Raw genomic sequence first — 18525 nt, 5'->3', positions numbered from 1 at the left:
CAACCCTCCGGTTGGTCACTGAGGTGTCCTCAGGACGTGCTGTCGGGACCCGGCAGGTGAGCCGAGAAAGCATACCCCGCACTGTCGTGATAAATGAACAGGCAGCTTCCGCCTTTGATAAGATCAATCACCGGCCTTGAACTATCGGGAGGCAGCGCCGGACACCCCTGGCTCCGGCCGAGCCGCCCATACTTCGATATAAATCCTCTGGTGGCGTAGTCGGCTCCGTGGATGACAATGCTCCGCATCGTGGCATTATCGTTGACGCCCTGTTCCATACCCTCAAGCCGGAGAGAATAACCGTGCCGGCCTGCATAGGTATCACCCGTTGTAAAAAATCCCAGACTGCTCTGATATGATCCCGGCTCATTGGAAAAGCGGTCGGCCGTAGCGCCACCGCTCCCGCTGCCATGTGCCACAAGGGAGGAATAGATGATGCTTCTGTTCCGTATGTCGATAACGAACAGTCGTTTTTCAGCAGACGGGCGGTTGAAATCAATCACAGTCATGACTCCCTCCCGAAGGATCTTCCCCTGCCCGAGCATGCGGTAATACCCGGAAAGCGCTGCTGCGAGAAGATCAGGGCTGAGCTCGGCGCGAAGGGCCGGAGCCGCGGCAAAGGCGGCGATATCGGCTGCGCGCGACGGCGGTGGGCCGGCCGCCAGAGCCGGTGCCGCAAGAGAGAGGGTAAGCATGTATACCAGAAGCAGGGCGCCGGACGCGCCCGTTCTCATCGTGGCCATACGCATCACTTATACATTGAGGAAAACCCTAAGGCATCAATGCCGAAAGGGCTCAAGCATGACAATAAACATTCAATATATATAAAATTTACATCTATCTCTGACTCCGGGAGGTGGCGGCGATGTCCACCGGATCCCTTGCAGGGGTGAAGACGACCGGTGCGGAGGCAATCCGTCGGAATCGCCGGGCGCGACGGATTTTCGGAGTCCAGTCCATCAGGAAGCGGACCAATGCCTCCCATATAGCAACCCATGCGGCAATCGTGAGGCCTTCGACAAGAATTCTCGAGGGTGCGGCGCCCGCATCGGGAATCTCGAACTGACCGGGCAGCCAGAGTGATGCAGCGAGCATCACAAGACCCGACAACAGCAGCATGAAGGATACCTGCAGCATCTTTCGTATGGCCGCCAGCTCAAGTTCGCGCTGATAGATGAAAAAAAAGTTGACGCCCGAACGCACCTCTTCCATCAGAACGTCTTCAGGCTGCTGGTCGAAGGCGAACCGGATGACGAAATCAGCGCGACCGATTTCCTGCACGCAGCCCGCAAGGTATTCGACAAGGTCGTCGTCAAGATCCTTGCGGTGATACGGAGCTTTTTTGTCGAAATCCGCATAGAGATCCTCCACGCGCGGGGCCGAAACGTCTATCACCACGCGTCCCTCTTCAGTCCTTGCGTAACGGTCGAGTATTCCTGTTTTCACTTGCGCCATGAGAAAGATCCTGCTCTGAAGGAGAAAAAACTTTCTGCGTCTTGAATTTACATAAAAATGCCGCGAAGGTGCCATCATGGCGCAAGATGAATATGGCGCCGTCCTGCCAGGTGCCGTTCTCCCTCCGCCACCGTGAATGCGGCGGGTCGCCCTGGTTCTGGTGGATGTTGTGCACTCCACTGCCATGACGGAACGGCTCGCCAAATACAAAAATCCTCCGGCACTGCTGGAGCAGGGGCTCAAGGTCCCTGAATGCCCTGGCACCGGTTCCCGACATCCAGGCTGGCGAAGAAGCATCCGATGCAGGAGGCTGAAGCTCGGGGCTGCGGTAGTAATCAACGGCCCCGGTGCCGGGACGGGATTCAAGCGCATGCCACCCGTCGGCCAGTCGCTCCAGCGGAACAGGAAACGAGGGAACGGGATCAACGACCCGCCACTCCAGCCCGTCCGGAAGGTGCTTGCTGTCAAGGTCGACCGGGCAGCGGAAATACCGGCCCCTCGCCCTTACCCTGAGGTTGCAGTGATAGTACTGCCCCGACTCCCTTGTGTGGTCGCAGTACCAGTTGCCGAGCGTTCCGGCAAGAACGCCGTAGCCGTCGTTGAGGGGCATATGCATGTACTTTCGTTCGAGGACCCGTACAGAAAGGTACGCAACACTTCCGCCGCCCGCAAAGTCAGGCGCGTCTCAATGAAACCTTTCGGCTGGCCGGACGGGTTGGTATATTGCCGATGAAGAGGAGATACCCAAACCGCCGGAACCCGTGATGGCAAGAGATCCTTCAGACCAGCTGTCAATCAACACCGCCCGATTACTTGCCGTCGACATGGTTGAGCGGGCGCAGTCCGGCCACCCCGGCATGCCGCTTGGTGCAGCCCCGATGCTCTTCGTACTCTTCCGGCACATCATGAACCACAATCCCCGGAACCCCTCGTGGCTTAACCGGGACCGGTTCGTCCTCTCCGCAGGGCACGCCTCCGCAATCCTCTATGCAATGCTCCATCTATCGGGATATGACCTCACCATGGAGGACCTGCAGCAATTCCGCCAGCTTGGAAGCCGCACGCCGGGACATCCCGAATACGGCCTGACGCCGGGAGTGGAAACCACCACGGGGCCACTCGGGCAGGGTATTGCAACCGCCGTCGGCATGGCCATTGCGGAACGGCATGCTGCAGCCATCCTGAACCGGGGCAGGTTTGAGATCATCAACCACTATACCTACGTCATCTGCAGCGACGGGGACATGATGGAAGGCATCGGCAGCGAAGCGGCTTCGGTTGCCGCCCACCTGCAGCTCGGCAAACTGATCTGCCTGTACGACAGCAACGGAATATCGATAGAGGGACCAACCTCCCTCTCCTTCACCGAGGACACCGTATCCAGGTACCGGGCCTACGGCTGGCAGGTTCTGGAGGTTGAGGACGGCAACGACACCAACGCCATACATGATGCGGTGATGCTTGCCAGAAAAGAGACCCGTCAGCCCAGCTTCATCAGGGTCCGGACCCACATCGGCTACGGCAGTCCCAACCGGCAGGACACGGCAAAAGCGCACGGCGAACCGCTCGGTCCGGAAGAGACTATGCTTCTGAAAGCAGCCTTCGGCTTTCCGCCGGAAGCCCGGTTCCACGTCCCCCCCGAAGTCCGCGAACACTTCCGCCCTGTTCGGGAACGGGGCGAAGCCCTCGAAGAAACATGGAACAGCATGCTCGACCGCTATGCCCTCCAATTCCCCGAAAACGCCCATAGCCTCCGTGAACAGCTCAATGGGAAGCTCCCCGATGACTGGCAGAGTGCTCTTCCCTCATTCACGCCCCCGCTGGAGAGGGCAACCCGTCAGGCATCGCAGGCCTGCCTGGAATCAATAACGGAAAGAATTCCATTCCTCATCGGCGGTTCAGCTGATCTCGGCCCCTCCTGCGGCACACTCCTCAAGGGAGCAGCGAGCTTCACTGCCGAAAACCCCGGCGGATCCACCATCCATTTCGGAGTCCGGGAACACGCCATGGGAGCAATCCTCAACGGCATCGCGCTCTCAAGAATCCTCCGTCCTTACGGCGCAACGTTCCTCATCTTCGCCGATTACATGAAGCCGGCCATCCGTCTGGCGGCACTCATGCGCCTCCCTGTGGTATTCATCTTCACCCATGACAGCATAGCCCTCGGAGAGGACGGGCCGACGCACCAGCCGGTCGAACAGCTGGCCATGCTCAGGGCTATGCCGCACCTCACCCTCATCCGGCCTGCCGACGCAAACGAGACGAAAGCGGCATGGGCTCTCGCGCTTCGGAGCAAAGGCCCCGTCGCCCTGGTCCTCAGCCGTCAGAAACTCCCCTTGCTGGAAAGGGATAACGACGACTGCATGGAGCGTGTGGCAAAGGGAGGCTACATCATTTCCGACTGGAAGAATGAGCCGTCCCCGCAAAAAGCGGCAATCATCATAGCAACCGGATCCGAAGTCCACATCGCCCTTCAGGCAAAGGCAATGCTGGATAAAGAGAGCATCCCGACCAGGGTGGTCTCCATGCCCTCAAGCGGGCTGTTTCTCCGCCAGACGGAAGCGTGGCAGAAGCAGGTGCTGCCGCCGAAGGTCACCACCCGTGTCGTCGTCGAAGCGGCCTCCCCGTTCGGGTGGGACCGCTTCAGCGGCCCCCGGGGACGCATCATCGCCATTGACCGGTTCGGAGCTTCCGGACCGGGGGAGGCTGTTATGGAAGCGCTGGGCTTCACTGCAAACCACATCGCCCAAACGGTCCGCGAGCTCAAGGAAACAGCAACATGAACGCCCGGAGCCCTATGGATAAACAAATGGAGATTTTCACCGGTACTCTACCGGAACTGACAGAACAGGCCGCAGCATGCATCATTCTTGAAGCGTGGCAATGTGTCAGGGAACACGGTTTCTTTGCCATGGCCCTGTCAGGCGGAAATTCCCCCCGGCCGCTCTACCGCCTCTTGAGAACAGGCATTGGTGCCGACATCTTCCTGCGCCAGGGCATTACCCCCCCAAAGGTCACGACCGAAGAAAACGGCACGATCGGCATGCCGTGGCATGAGTGCCTGTTTTTCTGGGGTGATGAGCGCTCTGTACCACCCGACGATCCCCGGAGCAATTACCGGATGGCAGAGGAAACCCTTTTCCGGGGGATGGAAAACGGCGGGCTAAGGGTGTATAGGATGGAGGGTGAAAAAGTGGCCCATGAAGCGGCGGCGGCATATGAAGCACGTATCAGAAAGACCCCTGCCGGCTCCGGGGGGGGTCTCCATGGCGGGATGCCCACGTTCGACCTGGTGCTCCTCGGACTGGGACCCGACGGGCACATCGCATCGCTCTTTCCGGGCAATACGGAGGCACTTGAAGAAAAGAGCCATTGGGTCATTGCGGTCCCCCCGCCCGCTCTCGAGCCGAGGGTCCCGCGCCTTACCCTAACGCTCCCGGTGCTCAACCAGGCCCGGACAGTGCTTTTTTTCGTTCCTTCAGACGAGCGTGAGGAACTTGCCGAATCAATCATCAGCGGCAGCCGGCCGGAGCTGCCGGCCTCGATGGTCCGACCGGTAAACGGAAAGGCCATCTGGTTCAAGGCTCAGCCGTAAATCCGGGAGGCATCGGCAGGGCCGTCCGAATGGACCGGGTAGGGCGCAGGCGGAGTGCCGTCAACCGAATGGCGGATGGCGTCGACCACCTCCCAGGCGTGCTCCACGCTATCCTGTCGGATGAAGTTCATCCGCTCGCCGGTAATGGCATCAAGCAGCAACCGGTGGTATGCGGTAAGCCCCTCGCCCGGAAACGCATCGCGGTAATCGAACTTCATGTAGACCGGATCGGTCAGCACCGCCTCGCCCGGCCGCTTGGTTCCGAAGCGAAGGGCGATCGTCTCCTCCGGCTGGATGGTCATGATGACCTGATTGGCCGTGTAGCTGCAGCTGTCGGCAGGACCAAAAAAGTTCTGCGGGGGGCACTTGAAGGTGATGACAATCTGGGTACGCGTTTCCGACAGGTTCTTGCCCGCTTTCACATAAAACGGAACGCCCTGCCACCGCCAGTTGTCGACAAAAAACCTGAGTGCGGCAAAGGTTTCAACGGTGGAGTGCGGGTTGACGTCTTTTTCGTTCCGGTACCCATCATACTGCCCGAGTACAATGGCACTTCCGGCGTCTAGAGGGGTGTGGCGACGGATCGAACGCAGCACCTTACTCTTCTCATCGCGCACCGAGTCGGACTGGAGGTCGACAGGGGGCTCCATGGCAACGGCTGCCAGCAGCTGCAGTGCATGGTTCTGGATGATGTCGCGAAGGAGACCGACCTCCTCGTAAAATGCGCCACGTCCGCGGATGCCGAAATCCTCGGCAATGGTGATGCTGACGCTGGCGATGTAATGCCGGTTCCAAAGTGGCTCGAAAATGCCGTTTGAGAACCGGAAGACCAGAATGTTCTGCACCGTCTCCTTGCCGAGATAGTGGTCGATCCTGAATATCTGATCTTCATTGAACACCCCGCCGACGGCAGCGTTCAGCAGGCGGGCACTTTGAAGATCGCTGCCGAAGGGTTTTTCGACAACTATTTTCCGCCATCCGGGGCACGGCAGGTCCTTTCCTCCGAGGCCCGCAGCGGCAAGGTTCCCGACGATGACAGGCAGCAGGCCCGGTGAAACGGCAAGATAGTAGAGCAGATGGGTGCATACCCCGCTCTCGCCTGCCGCATCCATGATTTCCCGGTAGAGCCGGTGGTAACCATCACTTTCAGCTATATCGAGCTGGACATAAAACAGGCGGCGGAGAAACAGATAAAGAGCCTCGTCATCGAAACCGGCGCTTCCCGATGCGTCCTGAAGCGCACGAAGCACCATATCGCGAAACTCCTGATGAGAAAACGCCCTGCGGCCACACCCTATCACCCGGTACTCGTCCGGGAGATGGCGGTGCAGGGCGAGGTCGAACACCGACGGAAAGAGCTTTCTGTGGGCCAAATCGCCGGTTGCGCCGAAAATAACTATGGTAAAATTGTCCATTACTGCCCGGCGGTAGGTGGAGGAGTGAAGCCGTGCCCGCCGAATTCATGGCGGAGAGCAGCAACAACGCGGTCTGAAAACGTGTTGTCGCTACGGGAACGGTAGCGGCTGAAGAGCGATGCTGCAATGACGGGAATGGATACCTCATGCTGGAGGGCGGACTCCACCGTCCAACGGCCCTCTCCCGAATCCGCCACCTTCCCCTCAAGGTAACTGAGGGATCCGTCCCTTGAAAACGCATCACGGGCGAGCTCCATCAGCCAGCCGCGAATCACCGATCCATGCGACCAGACCCGCGCCACATCCTCGAGGTCAAGTCCATATCGGCTCGCATCAAGAAGCCCGAACCCTTCCCCCATCGCCTGCATCATGCCGTACTCGATGCCGTTGTGCACCATCTTCACGAAGTGCCCGGAACCCGAAGGGCCCATATATCCATAGCCACCCTCGACCGTAAGGTCCTTGAGAATCGGTTCGACGGCCTCATATGCCGATTTCTCACCTCCCACCATCAAACAGGCACCGTGGCGCGCACCATCCAGTCCGCCGCTGGTTCCCGCATCAAGGAAACGAATCCCCTTCATGGCAAGCCGGCAGGCCCGTTCCTCTGAATCCAGATACCGGGAGTTGCCACCGTCGATGAGTATGTCGCCCGGCGCTAGCGAAGGCTCGAGCATCTCAAGGGTGCTGTCGACAGGATCCCCTGCCGGAACCATCATCCAGATAATGCGGGGAGAGGGCAGGCTCCCGCAGAGTTCGGCAGGAGAAGCAGCAACTTCCGCACCCGCATCTCCGATGCGCGCCATTGCGGAGGGAAGCAGGTCGAACACGACCAGTTCATGGCCTCGCTCGAGGAGCTGTGAGGCCATGTTGAATCCCATTTTACCAAGACCGATGAACCCGATTTTCATACAAAGTCATTTAACATGTTCATGCATCATACCAACCGGAGACCGAAGCCCTTTGCCTGAAACGCTGGAAGCACCCGTTTAAATTCCCGAGCAGCCGCCCGAATGTCTCAAGGTCCTTTGAGCGCTCGGCCGCCTCGAGTTCGGCGGCATTCCGGCTCAGCTCAACAGCACCAACCGTTGCCGCAGCGCCTTTCAGTGTATGGAGGAGGAGACGGAAACGCGCCATATCGTTGCGCTCTGCCGCATCGGCGATTGCCGCCAGTTCCTCTTCGGCAGAAGAGATGAACTGACTGAGGATGATGCGGACGATCTCCCGGTCCTGCTGAAGCCGCTGCAGAACTTCGTCGACCATGAACACGCTGTCGGCAGCCGCCTGTTCAACCGGCATGGGCTGCTCCCGACCATCTTCCGAAAGAGGGCGGTCCATGCCGGGGAAATAGCGATCCATGATGGTCTGGAAATCAGACTTGCGAAGAGGCTTGGCAATGTAGTCGTCCATGCCCGCATTGATGCATTTTTCCCGGTCCCCCTTCATCGCATTGGCAGTCATCGCTACAACGGGCACGCTCCTTGACCCTTTCAGGCCGTCATCTTCGCGGATATGCCGCGTTGCCTCATAGCCATCCATCTCCGGCATCTGGCAGTCCATGAACACGAGATCGTATGCCTTGCGCCGCATGGCTTCGAGGGCTGCCGTTCCGCTCACCGCCACGTCCGGCGAATAGCCGAGTTTTTTGAGCATGGACACCGCCACATTGCGGTTGACCATGCTGTCCTCAACGACAAGAACGTTGAGAGGCGATAGAGAAGACCGGGGCTGGGAGGCACCAGAGCGGACTGCCTTCTGCTCGGCTTTCGGAGCACCGGCATCCCCGTCCACCCGGACATGGTCCCTGAGGATTCCGGCAAGATCAACCCGGCGGACCGGCTTCTCCAGAAAAACAGCGGAGAGCCCTCCGGCAAGGGTTTTCATCTCTTCGTTACACCCCATCGGAACGAGCAGCACCACATGCAGTCCTTCATATGCCTTAAGTGCCGGCAGGAAATCACTGAACCCTTCCGCCTCTGGACCGAAACAGCGCATGTCGAGCATAACCAGCGGCATCGATCCGGCGGTCTCCCGGGAGAGCATCCCGGGCACATCCTCCGGCCCGTCCGCCCGCAGGCATGGATGGCCGATGGACTCGATGAAAGCAGAAAGTGCATCCCCGAGAATGCTCGAGTGCGCAGCAATAATGACGGGCGATGCTCCGTGGCCGACCGCGTGATCGGATGAGGGCTGCTCCGGCTGCTTTTCCAGAACGATGTCGAACCAGAAGGTCGAGCCTTGGTCCAGAACGCTCTGCACATTGATGCGTCCGCCCATCCGGCCAACGAGATGGTTGGATATGGACAGGCCGAGACCGGTGCCCCCGTAGCGGCGGACAGAAGAACCGTCCACCTGGGAAAAAGGTTCGAAAATCGAATCAATCCGCTCCTGCGGGATGCCGATCCCGGTATCCCGGACCGAGAAGCGTACCACCGCATACCGTTCGGTCTCCTGCTGCAAGGTCGACTCCAGGACCACTTCTCCACCCTCATTGGTGAACTTCACGGCGTTGCCGAGCAGGTTCACAAGCACCTGGCGGAGCCGTTGCGGATCACCTTTCAGCCGCAAGGTGCTACCGGGGGCGATAGAGAGGGTCAATTCCAGTCCGGCTGCCTGCGCTTCGGGCCCCAGCATACAGCCGACATCTTCAAGCAGTTCGGCAAGCTCGAACTCCTCATGCTCCAGCTCAAGACGCCCTGCCTCGATCTTGGAAAAGTCCAGAATGTCGTTGATGATCTTCAGAAGGTTCCGGCCGCTCGAAATGATAGTCTGCACATACTTCTGCTGCTCCTGGTCAAGATCGGTTTCAAGCAGGAGATCGGCCATGCCGATGACGCCGTTCATGGGGGTCCGGATTTCATGGCTCATATTGGCAAGAAACTGCCCCTTTGCGGCATTCGCCTCACGCGCCTCCTCGGCCATGAGCTGGGTCCTAAGCACCGACTCCTCCAGCCGCCGGTTCGCCTCGAGCAGTTCGTTCCGGGTCTGGTTGGCTTCATCGATGAGGTTCAGCAGCACGGTGCGCTGGAAGTTCCGGTCCGATCCCGTATCCTCACCCGCGCTCAAGAGCGAGGGCGGGGGGCCGGCGTCAACCCGCACCCCGTCCCCAGAAAGATCGGCCACCCTGCCGCTCAGCCTCTTAAGCTCCTTCTGCAACTCTATGGCGTGCATTTCACGGCCGACCATAAGCCGGTTGAAACGCTCAAGATCACCAAACGAGCGTTTCAGGTCACGCTCCATACGTTTGCGCGGCGAAATATCCGACATGATGATGACCACGGACGCGACCTCGCCGCCCTGGAGACAGGGTCCGAACCGGCACTCGACCTCAGCCGTTCCCCCATCGGGCAGGGTGAACTCGGATTCGATCGAGGGCGGCCGTTCGGATGCAAACACCCGGTCGACCGTCATGCAGAAAACATCCTGTCCTGGGCCATGCAGGTGAAGGCAAAGCGAATCGCCCATCTGAAAAGCGGCATCGAACCCGGGCACAGGCCGGTTCATGTAGATGATGCGGTGAGCACTGTCAACTGAAACAATGGTATCCGGACTGTTACCGAGAATGGAGTTCAGGATGTTTTCATTCCTGCGGAGAGAAGCCATTGTCTCCTCGACCTGGCTTCGGGAGAGCTCGAGTTCCCGGTTCTTCAGCTCCAGTTGCCGCTTGACATCGGATAGCTCGATCGATTTTCTGACCAGCTTGATGTTCTGGTCCCTCAACAGGGCCTGACGGTCAAGCGAAGCCTGCTCGAAAACACGGCTTTCTACGGCATGGCGCTCAAGCTCCGCCACCCGACGCTCAAGGTCACTGTATGACGGCCTGCCTGTAGCCATGAGGGAGAGGGGATGGGAAATTTCCTTTATTGAAAGGTACGCAATCTATATATGAAATATATGCGTTTATACGGGGAGAAAAAATCCAATGGAGAAGGAACATGTGAGGGCACGAGGTGCTCAGGAGGTCATTTGCAGGTATCGTTCGATCAATGCTCCGTTGACGGCGTCCCAGGATTGGGATGCCGCATAAGCAAGTCCGGCGTCTCGCTGCACATGGAAACGCCGGGTGTCGTCAAGAAGAGCGAGGCACTGCTGATAAAAGCTGTCGACATCACCAGCACGTGCCACAAGCCCCCCTCCCGATAGTTCGACGATATCGCGGCATCCCCCTTCGTCCGAGACTATGGCCGGCAGACCGCATGAGATTGCCTCAAGGGACACGTTGCAGAACGCTTCGGTCGTCGATGGAAAAAGAAAGATATCGCCGCTGGCATAGGCTTCCGGCAGGGCCGTACCTGTCAGGTATCCGGTAAATACCGCCTCGGGCATCGCCCGCTTGAGTTCGTCCTCTTCGGGTCCGGAACCAATCATGACAAACCGGACCCGGCCACCCTCTCCGTTTTCCTGGAAGCGTCGGTAAAGGTCCATCACAACCCGAATATCCTTATACCAGACAAACCGGCCCGCAAACACAAGAACCTTACGTCCCTCTGCGTCCCATGTGCGTCGCAATGCGTCCGAACGTCTTCCGGGATGAAACAGCCCGCGATCAATGCCACGCGACCAGATGCCGACATCCCGGATCCCGTGCGAGAGAAGGTTCCTGCGGACGATCTCATTAGGAGCAAGAACGGTTTCGCACGTATTGTAGAACCATGCGAGGTATTTCCATAGGGCACCTTCGGCAAAGCCCAGCCGGTAGTAGTTGAGATAGGAAGGGAAATCGGTATGGTAGGCCGAGGCGACCGGCAGCCGGTGCTTCAGGGCGTAGAGCAGAAACTTCCGCCCGATGATATCGGGGGTCGAAATATGAATGATGTCAGGCACAAACCGGTCGAGCTGGAGGCGGGTTTCAGCCGAAAAGAACCCGAGCCGGTAGTCTGGATAGAGTGGAATCGGCACGGAAGGCATAGCGTGCACCGTAACCCCGCCGTGATCATCAGAACGGGATACGTCAGGAGACCAGACTACAACTTCATGGCCGTTTTTCCTGAATGAAGCAACCAGCTGGTAGATGGATTTGACGGCTCCGTCCTTGTCCTTGACAAAGGTACCGGCATATAAGGCAATCTTCATGACAGGAAACCAGTTCTTGAGTACACCCGGCCGCATGCCTGCCCGATAGGGGTAGCAGATGGCCCCCGAAGTATCAGCAGACGTGCCCCAAAGGTAACATTTCCCCCAAGAAAAACCATCATTGATGGTCGGAATCAACCACCTCCAGCGCTGAGAGCCGCAACCTTAGGACGCACAAGACGGCTGAAATCGCTATAGGAAAGGCGCAGGAGCTCCCGGTGCGTACCTGCATTGAAGGCAATTTCATCATCGTCCTCGAGCTCCTCATCCATAAACACATCCATGCCGTACAGATTGCCGAACGGCGGCATTGCGCCGGGCTCGCACTCGGGAAAACGGCCGGCGAACTCCGCCTCACCGGCAAGACACACATCGGCGACGCCCGAAGCCTCTCGAAGCCGGTCGAAATCAAGCTGGCGGGAAGCCGGAAGCACCGCCATCGCCATCTTGCCCTCAAGCCGCACGATAACCGTTTTGGCCATTTCCCTTCCGGGCACATGTGCTGAAGCTGCAACCTCCTGCGCCGTATATGCCGGAGAATGGCTCACCGCAAAATACCGTACCCCGTGGCTGTCTAGAAACTCCCTGAGTTTTCTGATCGGCATGGCATGGTTCCCTGTCAGAGCGTTCATGAAAAGGGGGAACGGTACTCCCCTCCGCCTCAGAACTCGACCCGCAGGCCGACCATGAGGTTATGGGTATCGATGCTGTACTCACGTCCACCGGCAAGTTCCGGATCCCCGGTGCCCAGATAGCGATACCTGACATCGACCAGCATATTGTCAGCAAACCGGTACCCTACGCCAGCCCCAAGCTGCCAGGCAAACACCGTATCATCTACTGAACCCGGCCCGCTGCTGTCATCAATCGATGCCAACCCGAAACCTGCTGTCAGATAGGGAGTGAACGGCGACGAGGCCATCTCGAAATCCAGGTAGCCGTTGCCGAAGAAGCTGAGAATGGACACATCATCACCTAAACTCTCGATGCCGTTCTGCTGATAGCCCAGTTCACCCTCAATCCTGTACTCCCCGCTCCGGAGGCCTAAAGCGCCCGACAAGCTGTAGCCGGTGTTGTAAGACCGGTCGCCGGCGAACTCCACGTCCGAATCCTGCAGCATGGCAAGACCCAGAGAGCCGGTGGCATACGGCGTAGCAGCCGAAGCCACCGACCCCGAGCCAGCGAGTGCCAGCAGAGCAAAAAGGGTTCCCGCAACATATCTCTTCATGGTACACACTCCTTTTTTCATCGTTTCAACCCGATATGCATCCATGCCGCCGGAGAGTCTTTCCTCCGGGACAGCACAACTCACTTTAAAAGTTAAAGCAAATTCGGCAAGGAGTCAAACCAAAAAGGCAGAGTTTTCCTTGAACACAGAAAGCGCTTTCATGGCGCCACTGTAGCCCGCTTCAATGATTTCGGGAATCTGGGTGGTATTGATGAGGTTGAAGGCCGCAAGATCGGGGGCGATACACAGATCGGCCATGCCGGTCTGCATTGCCGCAGTATTGGTGACAGCGGTATAAAAGGAGTTCAGGAGGAGTCCGACGATACTCTCGGGCTTCGTAAAAGCGTGGCAGGCTAACAGGTCAACGCAGATAAGCGGCCGGGCGCCGAGATCAATCAGGGGTGAGACCGGCACATTTTCGAGAAGCACGCCATCGACAAGCATGGAGCCGTTCAGTTCCACAGGTCGAAAGAGCCCGGGAATGCAGCTGCTGGCCATGACACCGGCAGCCACGTCCCCGCTTCGAAGCACCACCTTCTGCCCGGTTGATACATCGGCAGCGATCATGGCAAGCGGAATCAGTGCATCTTCTATGTTTTTCTGTCCGAGGAGGTCATTGACGATCCCTCCGAACTTTTTATTCGAGAGCAGCCCGAACTGCGAGAGCACGAGACCGGACAGGTCGAACCAGTCGAGCTCAAGGGTGACGTCGCGGATCTCCTGCCAGGTTTTGCCGAACGCATGGAGTGAGGCGATGAACGAGCCGATGCTCGTGCCGCTGACCATGGCAATCTTTATGCCCAGTTCATCACACGCCCTCAAGACACCCACATGCGCAGCGCCGAGCACCGCGCCGCCGCCAAAAGCAAGTCCCGTCGATTCCGTTTTCATCATCTCTCAACCCTCTTTGAAGTTACTGCCGGATGGCGTTGCCACCTCACTGGAAAAAGCCGATCAACCAACGCAGGAATCGGAACTTCCTGCTCCCGTATGGCGGGTAGCGAAGCCATATGTCGGCAACAATCGGGCGTTTCATGACGCTCCTCCGGGTGGAAAACTCCTCGAACCCTGCCCGCCCATGATAAGCGCCGAACCCGCTCCGTCCGACCCCGCCGAAGGGAAGAGAAGGCACGGCGGCCTGGAACAGCAGATCGTTGATGCAGACTCCACCGGACCGGGTTTCGCCGAGCACCCTCTGCTGCACTTCGCGGTCAGTGCTGAAAAGATAGATGGCCAAGGGCTCCTGACCGCTCCTGATCATGGCGATGGCGTCCCCGATCACCTTGTATGGGACAAGCGGCAGGACAGGGCCAAAAATCTCTTCTCCTGCACCGGCATGCTCCTCTCCTGCATCCTCCAGTATTGTTGGCGGAATAGTTCGCCCTCCGCTATGCTCCCTCTCCACAATGCCCGGGAACCGTTCCTCAAGCCGGAGGAGCCGGTCGTCACCGACCACACGAGCATATCTGGGACTCCGGCCGGGTGATGGCCCGTAAAATGCCACCAAAGCCTCCCGGAGCGCATCGGCAAGCATGCCCTCAAGGCCACGGCGAACCAGGACATAATCCGGTGCGATGCAGGTCTGTCCGGCATTGAGGAACTTCGCCCATGCGATGCGGCGTGCAACCGTCCTTATATGCATGCCGGAATCTACAATACAGGGACACCGACCGCCGAGTTCGAGTGTCACCGACGCGGGATGAATGGCTGCCGCCTGCATCACCTCCCGGCCTCCAGCCCGGCTTCCCGTAAAAAACACATGGTCGAAGCGCTCCCGGAGCAGCTGCCGGACCTCCCGCGGCCCGCCCTCGACCACCCGGAACGCCTGAGCATCAAGGTAGCACCCGATTCCATCGGCAATGCAGGCGGAGGTACGGGGCGCATGCTCTGAGGGCTTGAGAACAGCGCAGTTGCCGGCGGCAATCGCGCTGACGAGCGGAGAGAGAACGAGCTGGAGCGGGTAGTTCCAGGCACCGATGATAAGCACCACACCAAGGGGCTCATAGGTATATGAAGCTGCCGCAGGCTGATAGAGGAGGGGCAGTGCTGCACGTTTCGGGCGCATCCACGCTCCGAGGTGGCGGAGGGCGTAACGGATTTCACCCTGAAGAAAAGCAATCTCGGTAAAGAAGACCTCCGGAGGAGGCTTGCCGACATCCGCCTGCACCGCAGCGGCAAGATCCTCTTCCCGCTCACGTAGAAACCGCCCGAGCGCCTCCAATTGTCGGATGCGCCAGGCACGGGGACGGGTCAGCCCCGAATCGAAAGCGGTTCGCAGGGCCTGCACAACCGGCTGTTGAAATGCTTCACCCATAAGAAAGAAGGCTGATGGAACGGGGTCAAAAGAAAGTAACGACATAAAAGTAACGAAAAAACACCCCATTGCAGGAAAGCAAATGTTGTCTACATTCTGAAACAAACTGCATCAACCCTTCACCCACACCGACAACAGATGGACTGGATACTGCAACCTGAAGCATGGGTCGCACTGGCAACCCTGACCGTACTTGAGATCGTTCTCGGCATCGACAACATCATCTTCATCTCCATTCTGGCAGGGCGGCTTCCCGAGCACCAGCGGCAGCGGGGACGCGTTATGGGGCTGGGCATTGCCATGGTGACCCGCATCCTCCTCCTGCTCTCCATCAGCATGGTCATGCGCCTTACCGGCGAACTGTTCAGCCTTGCAGGACATGGCTTTTCAGGCCGCGATCTGATCCTTTTTGCCGGAGGACTTTTCCTCCTCGCAAAAAGCACTCACGAAATCCACCAGAGCCTTGAAGGAGGCGAAGAGGGCGGAACCCGCCAGGCGGCAGGCAGCTTTCTCTTCACCCTCCTGCAGATTGCAGTCCTCGACATCGTCTTCTCACTCGACTCCGTCATCACCGCAGTAGGACTTGCGCGCGACCTCCCGGTGATGGTCATAGCGATCGTCATCGCTGTACTTGTCATGATGCTTTCGGCAAAAAGCATCAGCGATTTCGTCGAACGCCACCCGACCATCAAAATGCTTGCGTTGAGTTTCCTCATCCTTGTCGGGGTGACACTCCTTGCCGAAGGCGCCGGATATGAGATCCCCAAGGGGTACATCTATTTCGCCATGGCCTTCTCAGTCGGAGTCGAAATGCTCAACCTCCGGTTAAGGCCAAAAGCAGCCGAACCCATACACCTGCGCCCAACGCTTCCAACAGACACAGAGGAACGCTGAAATCCAGAGTTCCCATAACGCTGAGAGTTTCGTACATTGCAAGGGTATAAGAGAACCCATCCGGAATGACCAGATCCCCAGCTGCAGGTTCCGGCACTTGACCCGGAAACGGGAAAGCCATCGGACGCCGATGGCAGGAACAGGAGTGGAAATGACGCAGCAGCAGGGAAAAATCCCCCCGGAACAGCTTCGCAGGAAATGCGACCCGCTGGACTTCACCTTTAAGACCACCGCGGAACTTGACGGCCGAACAGAAGCCGCAGGACAGAAACGGGCCCTCGACGCGATAGCCTTCTCGATGGCTATCCGCCATGACGGGTTCAACCTCTTCGCCCTGGGGCCCAGCGGTACCGGCAAACAGACCGCACTCATGCACCACCTTGAAACCGTCGCTCCTAAAGCGCCGGTTCCCGATGACTGGTGCCACGTCTACAACTTCGAAAAGCCGCGCCATCCGAAAGCCCTCCGCCTTCCGCCGGGAAAAGCCCCGGAACTGTCAGGAAGCATGGACCGCCTTGTCGAAGCCCTTCTCACCGTCATCCCGGCAGCCTTCAGCAGCGAAGAGTACCAGGCTGAGGAAAAATCCATCCACGAACAGTTACAGGAGCGGCAGGCCGAAGCGATTGGCGAACTCGAGAAAAAAGCAGCAGATGAGGGCATCGCCCTCATACGCACTCCGGCCGGGTTTGCGTTTGCACCTATCAGGAAAGGTGAGGTGCTCAAGCCGGACGAGTTCATGCGGCTTGATGAACAAAAGCGGGAGGAGATCGAGGAAAAAATCGGGAAACTGAAAACCGATCTGCAGTCGGTCATGTCCCAGATGCCGAAGTGGCAGCGCGAGACACAGGAAAAAATCGACAGCCTGAACCGCACCATTGCCGACTTTGCCGTCCGGCCGCTTGTCGACGAACTCAAAAACCGGTACGAAACGCTCCCCGACATAGGCCTCTACCTTGATGCCGTCGAAAACGATATCGTCGAAAACTTCTATCAGTTCCTTGAAAAGGGACAGGAGCCGGGCGAGCCCGCGAAGAAAAGCCGCACGTTCAACCGCTACCGCGTCAACGTAGCGGTTGATAACGGCGGCACCACCGGAGCACCAATCGTCTACGAAGACAAGCCGGCCTGCCGGAATCTGGTCGGCGACATCGAGCACCTCTCGCAGATGGGTACCCTCGTCACTGACTTCACCCTCATCAAGCCCGGTGCCCTGCACAGGGCCAACGGCGGGTACCTGCTGCTTGACGCCCGCCGACTTCTCATGGAACCGTTTGCCTGGGACGCACTGAAAAACGCGCTCAGGACCCGCCAGATCCGCATCGAATCGCTCGGCCAGCTCTACAGCCTCATCAGCACCGTATCCCTCGAACCTGAGCCGATCCCGCTCGACCTGAAGGTCATCCTGTTCGGGGAACGCAGACTGTACTACCTGCTCAACGCCTATGATCCTGACTTCAGCGAACTCTTCAAGGTGGCGGCTGATTTTGAAGACGAGCTGGAAGCGGACCCTGAAGGCAAACATTCCTATGCCCGCATTATCGCAAGGGTGGCCAAAGAGAACCGTCTCCGCCACTTCAGCCGTGAGGCTGTAGCCCGGACAGTGGAATACGGCGGCCGGCTGGCCGGAGACAGCAGAAAGCTGACCACCCGCCTGCAGGAGATCAGCGACCTGGTACATGAAGCCGATTTCCATGCCGAGTCGGCTGGCCGTAGCACTGTCGACGCCGACGATGTAGACCGTACCGTAGAAGCACGGGTGATGCGGGCATCGCGCATCAGTGAAAAGATCAGGGAAGCTACCCTCAAAAACGCCATCCTCATCGATACGGACACGGCCAAAACCGGACAGATCAACGGACTTGCCGTCTACCCGGCAGGACGCGAGCTGTTCGGCCATCCTGGCCGGATCACTGCACGGATCCGGCTCGGCAAAGGAGAAGTGATCGACATTGAACGGGAAGCAGAGCTCGGCGGGCCGATTCATTCTAAGGGAGTCATGATCCTCTCCGGATTTCTCGGCGCCCGCTTCGGCATGGCCCAGCCGCTCTCACTCTCGGCATCGCTGGTATTCGAACAGTCCTATGGGGGGGTTGAGGGTGACAGCGCTTCATCGGCCGAGCTCTACGCCCTCCTCTCAGCGCTGTCCGACGTTCCAATCCGGCAGTGGATCGCCGTTACCGGCTCCGTCAACCAGTACGGCGAACTGCAGGCGATCGGTGGCGTCAATGAAAAAATTGAAGGTTTTTTCGACCTCTGCAACGCCCGGGGCCTTACCGGCAGGCAGGGGGTGCTGATACCGGAGTCAAACATCCTGAACCTCATGCTCCGCAGGGACGTGGTCGAGGCGGTAAGGGAGGAGAGGTTCTCGATCTATGCCGCAGCCCATGTCGATGAGGGCATCGAGCTGCTCACGGGAGTGGCAGCCGGAAAGCAGGATGAAAACAATCAGTGGCCCCCTGAGAGCATAAACGGGAAAATCGCTGCACGACTGGCAGGAATGGCCGAAAAAATCAGGCAGTATTCCGCAAACTCCGAAACCCCCGAAGCGTGA

Annotated in this window: 15 protein-coding genes; 4 read left to right on the top strand and 11 right to left on the bottom strand. The window is 58.6% G+C overall.

Going from position 1 to position 18525, the window contains the following annotated elements; all coding sequences use genetic code 11:
* Positions 1-29: 29 nt before the first annotated feature.
* The 3 genes from A3K90_RS09870 to A3K90_RS09860 all read right to left on the bottom strand — a co-directional run bounded on the left by A3K90_RS09870 (position 30) and on the right by A3K90_RS09860 (position 2065).
* The gene (locus A3K90_RS09870; protein ID WP_303682443.1) at positions 30-743 is read right to left on the bottom strand and encodes a murein L,D-transpeptidase catalytic domain family protein; all 714 of its coding nucleotides are present in this window, start codon (positions 741-743) and stop codon (positions 30-32) included.
* A 94-nt stretch (positions 744-837) separates the two neighbouring features.
* Positions 838-1455, bottom strand: a complete 618-nt coding sequence (locus A3K90_RS09865; RefSeq protein ID WP_303682442.1) for a hypothetical protein — start codon at positions 1453-1455, stop codon at positions 838-840.
* Positions 1409-2065 (bottom strand): DUF2278 family protein, encoded by a 657-nt coding sequence (locus tag A3K90_RS09860; protein ID WP_303682441.1) that lies wholly within the window; start codon positions 2063-2065, stop codon positions 1409-1411. The genes A3K90_RS09865 and A3K90_RS09860 overlap by 47 nt, the downstream gene beginning before the upstream one ends.
* 154 nt (positions 2066-2219) lie before the next feature.
* On the opposite strand from A3K90_RS09860, the gene tkt reads away from it, so the two are divergent.
* Together tkt and pgl are read left to right on the top strand one after the other, a co-directional pair.
* Positions 2220-4238, top strand: coding sequence for a transketolase (gene tkt / locus A3K90_RS09855; protein ID WP_303682440.1), 2019 nt, complete (start codon positions 2220-2222; stop codon positions 4236-4238).
* Between the two features lie 14 nt (positions 4239-4252).
* Positions 4253-5050, top strand: coding sequence for a 6-phosphogluconolactonase (pgl, locus tag A3K90_RS09850; RefSeq protein ID WP_303682439.1), 798 nt, complete (start codon positions 4253-4255; stop codon positions 5048-5050).
* On the opposite strand, the gene zwf is transcribed toward pgl, so the two are convergent.
* The 8 genes from zwf to A3K90_RS09810 form a co-directional block, all read right to left on the bottom strand.
* The gene (zwf, locus tag A3K90_RS09845; protein WP_303682438.1) at positions 5041-6465 is read right to left on the bottom strand and encodes a glucose-6-phosphate dehydrogenase; all 1425 of its coding nucleotides are present in this window, start codon (positions 6463-6465) and stop codon (positions 5041-5043) included. The two genes, pgl and zwf, sit on opposite strands and share 10 nt — an antisense overlap.
* Positions 6465-7376, bottom strand: coding sequence for a phosphogluconate dehydrogenase (NAD(+)-dependent, decarboxylating) (gene gnd, locus A3K90_RS09840; RefSeq protein WP_303682437.1), 912 nt, complete (start codon positions 7374-7376; stop codon positions 6465-6467). Before gnd ends, zwf begins: the two co-directional genes overlap by 1 nt.
* Positions 7377-7395: 19 nt before the next feature.
* Positions 7396-10299 (bottom strand): ATP-binding protein, encoded by a 2904-nt coding sequence (locus tag A3K90_RS09835; protein WP_303682436.1) that lies wholly within the window; start codon positions 10297-10299, stop codon positions 7396-7398.
* Between the two features lie 120 nt (positions 10300-10419).
* Positions 10420-11538 (bottom strand): glycosyltransferase family 1 protein, encoded by a 1119-nt coding sequence (locus A3K90_RS09830; protein WP_303682435.1) that lies wholly within the window; start codon positions 11536-11538, stop codon positions 10420-10422.
* Positions 11539-11672: 134 nt separating this feature from the next.
* Positions 11673-12143: an aminoacyl-tRNA deacylase gene (locus tag A3K90_RS09825; protein ID WP_303682502.1), complete on the bottom strand. Its 471-nt coding sequence runs from the start codon at positions 12141-12143 to the stop codon at positions 11673-11675.
* Positions 12144-12199: 56 nt separating this feature from the next.
* Entirely contained in the window at positions 12200-12766 is a 567-nt protein-coding gene (locus tag A3K90_RS09820) for an outer membrane protein (protein ID WP_303682434.1), read from the bottom strand.
* Positions 12767-12880: 114 nt separating this feature from the next.
* Positions 12881-13660 carry a patatin-like phospholipase family protein gene (locus tag A3K90_RS09815; protein WP_303682433.1) on the bottom strand — a complete coding sequence of 260 codons (780 nt, stop codon included), beginning with the start codon at positions 13658-13660 and terminating at the stop codon, positions 12881-12883.
* A gap of 43 nt (positions 13661-13703) precedes the next feature.
* The gene (locus A3K90_RS09810) at positions 13704-15080 is read right to left on the bottom strand and encodes an aldehyde dehydrogenase family protein (RefSeq protein WP_303682432.1); all 1377 of its coding nucleotides are present in this window, start codon (positions 15078-15080) and stop codon (positions 13704-13706) included.
* A gap of 138 nt (positions 15081-15218) precedes the next feature.
* On the opposite strand from A3K90_RS09810, the gene A3K90_RS09805 reads away from it, so the two are divergent.
* Both A3K90_RS09805 and A3K90_RS09800 read left to right on the top strand, forming a co-directional pair.
* Positions 15219-15974 carry a TerC family protein gene (locus A3K90_RS09805; RefSeq protein WP_303682430.1) on the top strand — a complete coding sequence of 252 codons (756 nt, stop codon included), beginning with the start codon at positions 15219-15221 and terminating at the stop codon, positions 15972-15974.
* A gap of 151 nt (positions 15975-16125) precedes the next feature.
* Positions 16126-18525, top strand: coding sequence for a Lon protease family protein (locus A3K90_RS09800; RefSeq protein ID WP_303682429.1), 2400 nt, complete (start codon positions 16126-16128; stop codon positions 18523-18525).

Source organism: Pelodictyon luteolum (assembly GCF_001622165.1).
GTDB lineage: Bacteria > Bacteroidota > Chlorobiia > Chlorobiales > Chlorobiaceae > Chlorobium > Chlorobium luteolum_B.
Note: the sequence above shows the minus strand (reverse complement) of the source record. Positions and strands in the feature narration are given on the sequence as shown.

Bases quoted from the DNA above. Each gene is read 5' to 3' on its own strand.
- A3K90_RS09805 (WP_303682430.1), top strand. From the start codon at position 15,219: ATGGACTGGATACTGCAACCTGAAGCATGGGTCGCACTGGCAACCCTG.
- pgl (WP_303682439.1), top strand. From the start codon at position 4,253: ATGGATAAACAAATGGAGATTTTCACCGGTACTCTACCGGAACTGACA.
- A3K90_RS09800 (WP_303682429.1), top strand. From the start codon at position 16,126: ATGACGCAGCAGCAGGGAAAAATCCCCCCGGAACAGCTTCGCAGGAAA.
- A3K90_RS09825 (WP_303682502.1), bottom strand. From the start codon at position 12,143: ATGCCGATCAGAAAACTCAGGGAGTTTCTAGACAGCCACGGGGTACGG.
- gnd (WP_303682437.1), bottom strand. From the start codon at position 7,376: ATGAAAATCGGGTTCATCGGTCTTGGTAAAATGGGATTCAACATGGCC.
- A3K90_RS09815 (WP_303682433.1), bottom strand. From the start codon at position 13,660: ATGATGAAAACGGAATCGACGGGACTTGCTTTTGGCGGCGGCGCGGTG.
- A3K90_RS09810 (WP_303682432.1), bottom strand. From the start codon at position 15,080: ATGGGTGAAGCATTTCAACAGCCGGTTGTGCAGGCCCTGCGAACCGCT.
- A3K90_RS09820 (WP_303682434.1), bottom strand. From the start codon at position 12,766: ATGAAGAGATATGTTGCGGGAACCCTTTTTGCTCTGCTGGCACTCGCT.
- tkt (WP_303682440.1), top strand. From the start codon at position 2,220: ATGGCAAGAGATCCTTCAGACCAGCTGTCAATCAACACCGCCCGATTA.
- zwf (WP_303682438.1), bottom strand. From the start codon at position 6,465: ATGGACAATTTTACCATAGTTATTTTCGGCGCAACCGGCGATTTGGCC.
- A3K90_RS09870 (WP_303682443.1), bottom strand. From the start codon at position 743: ATGGCCACGATGAGAACGGGCGCGTCCGGCGCCCTGCTTCTGGTATAC.
- A3K90_RS09860 (WP_303682441.1), bottom strand. From the start codon at position 2,065: ATGCCCCTCAACGACGGCTACGGCGTTCTTGCCGGAACGCTCGGCAAC.
- A3K90_RS09835 (WP_303682436.1), bottom strand. From the start codon at position 10,299: ATGGCTACAGGCAGGCCGTCATACAGTGACCTTGAGCGTCGGGTGGCG.
- A3K90_RS09830 (WP_303682435.1), bottom strand. From the start codon at position 11,538: ATGAAGATTGCCTTATATGCCGGTACCTTTGTCAAGGACAAGGACGGA.
- A3K90_RS09865 (WP_303682442.1), bottom strand. From the start codon at position 1,455: ATGGCGCAAGTGAAAACAGGAATACTCGACCGTTACGCAAGGACTGAA.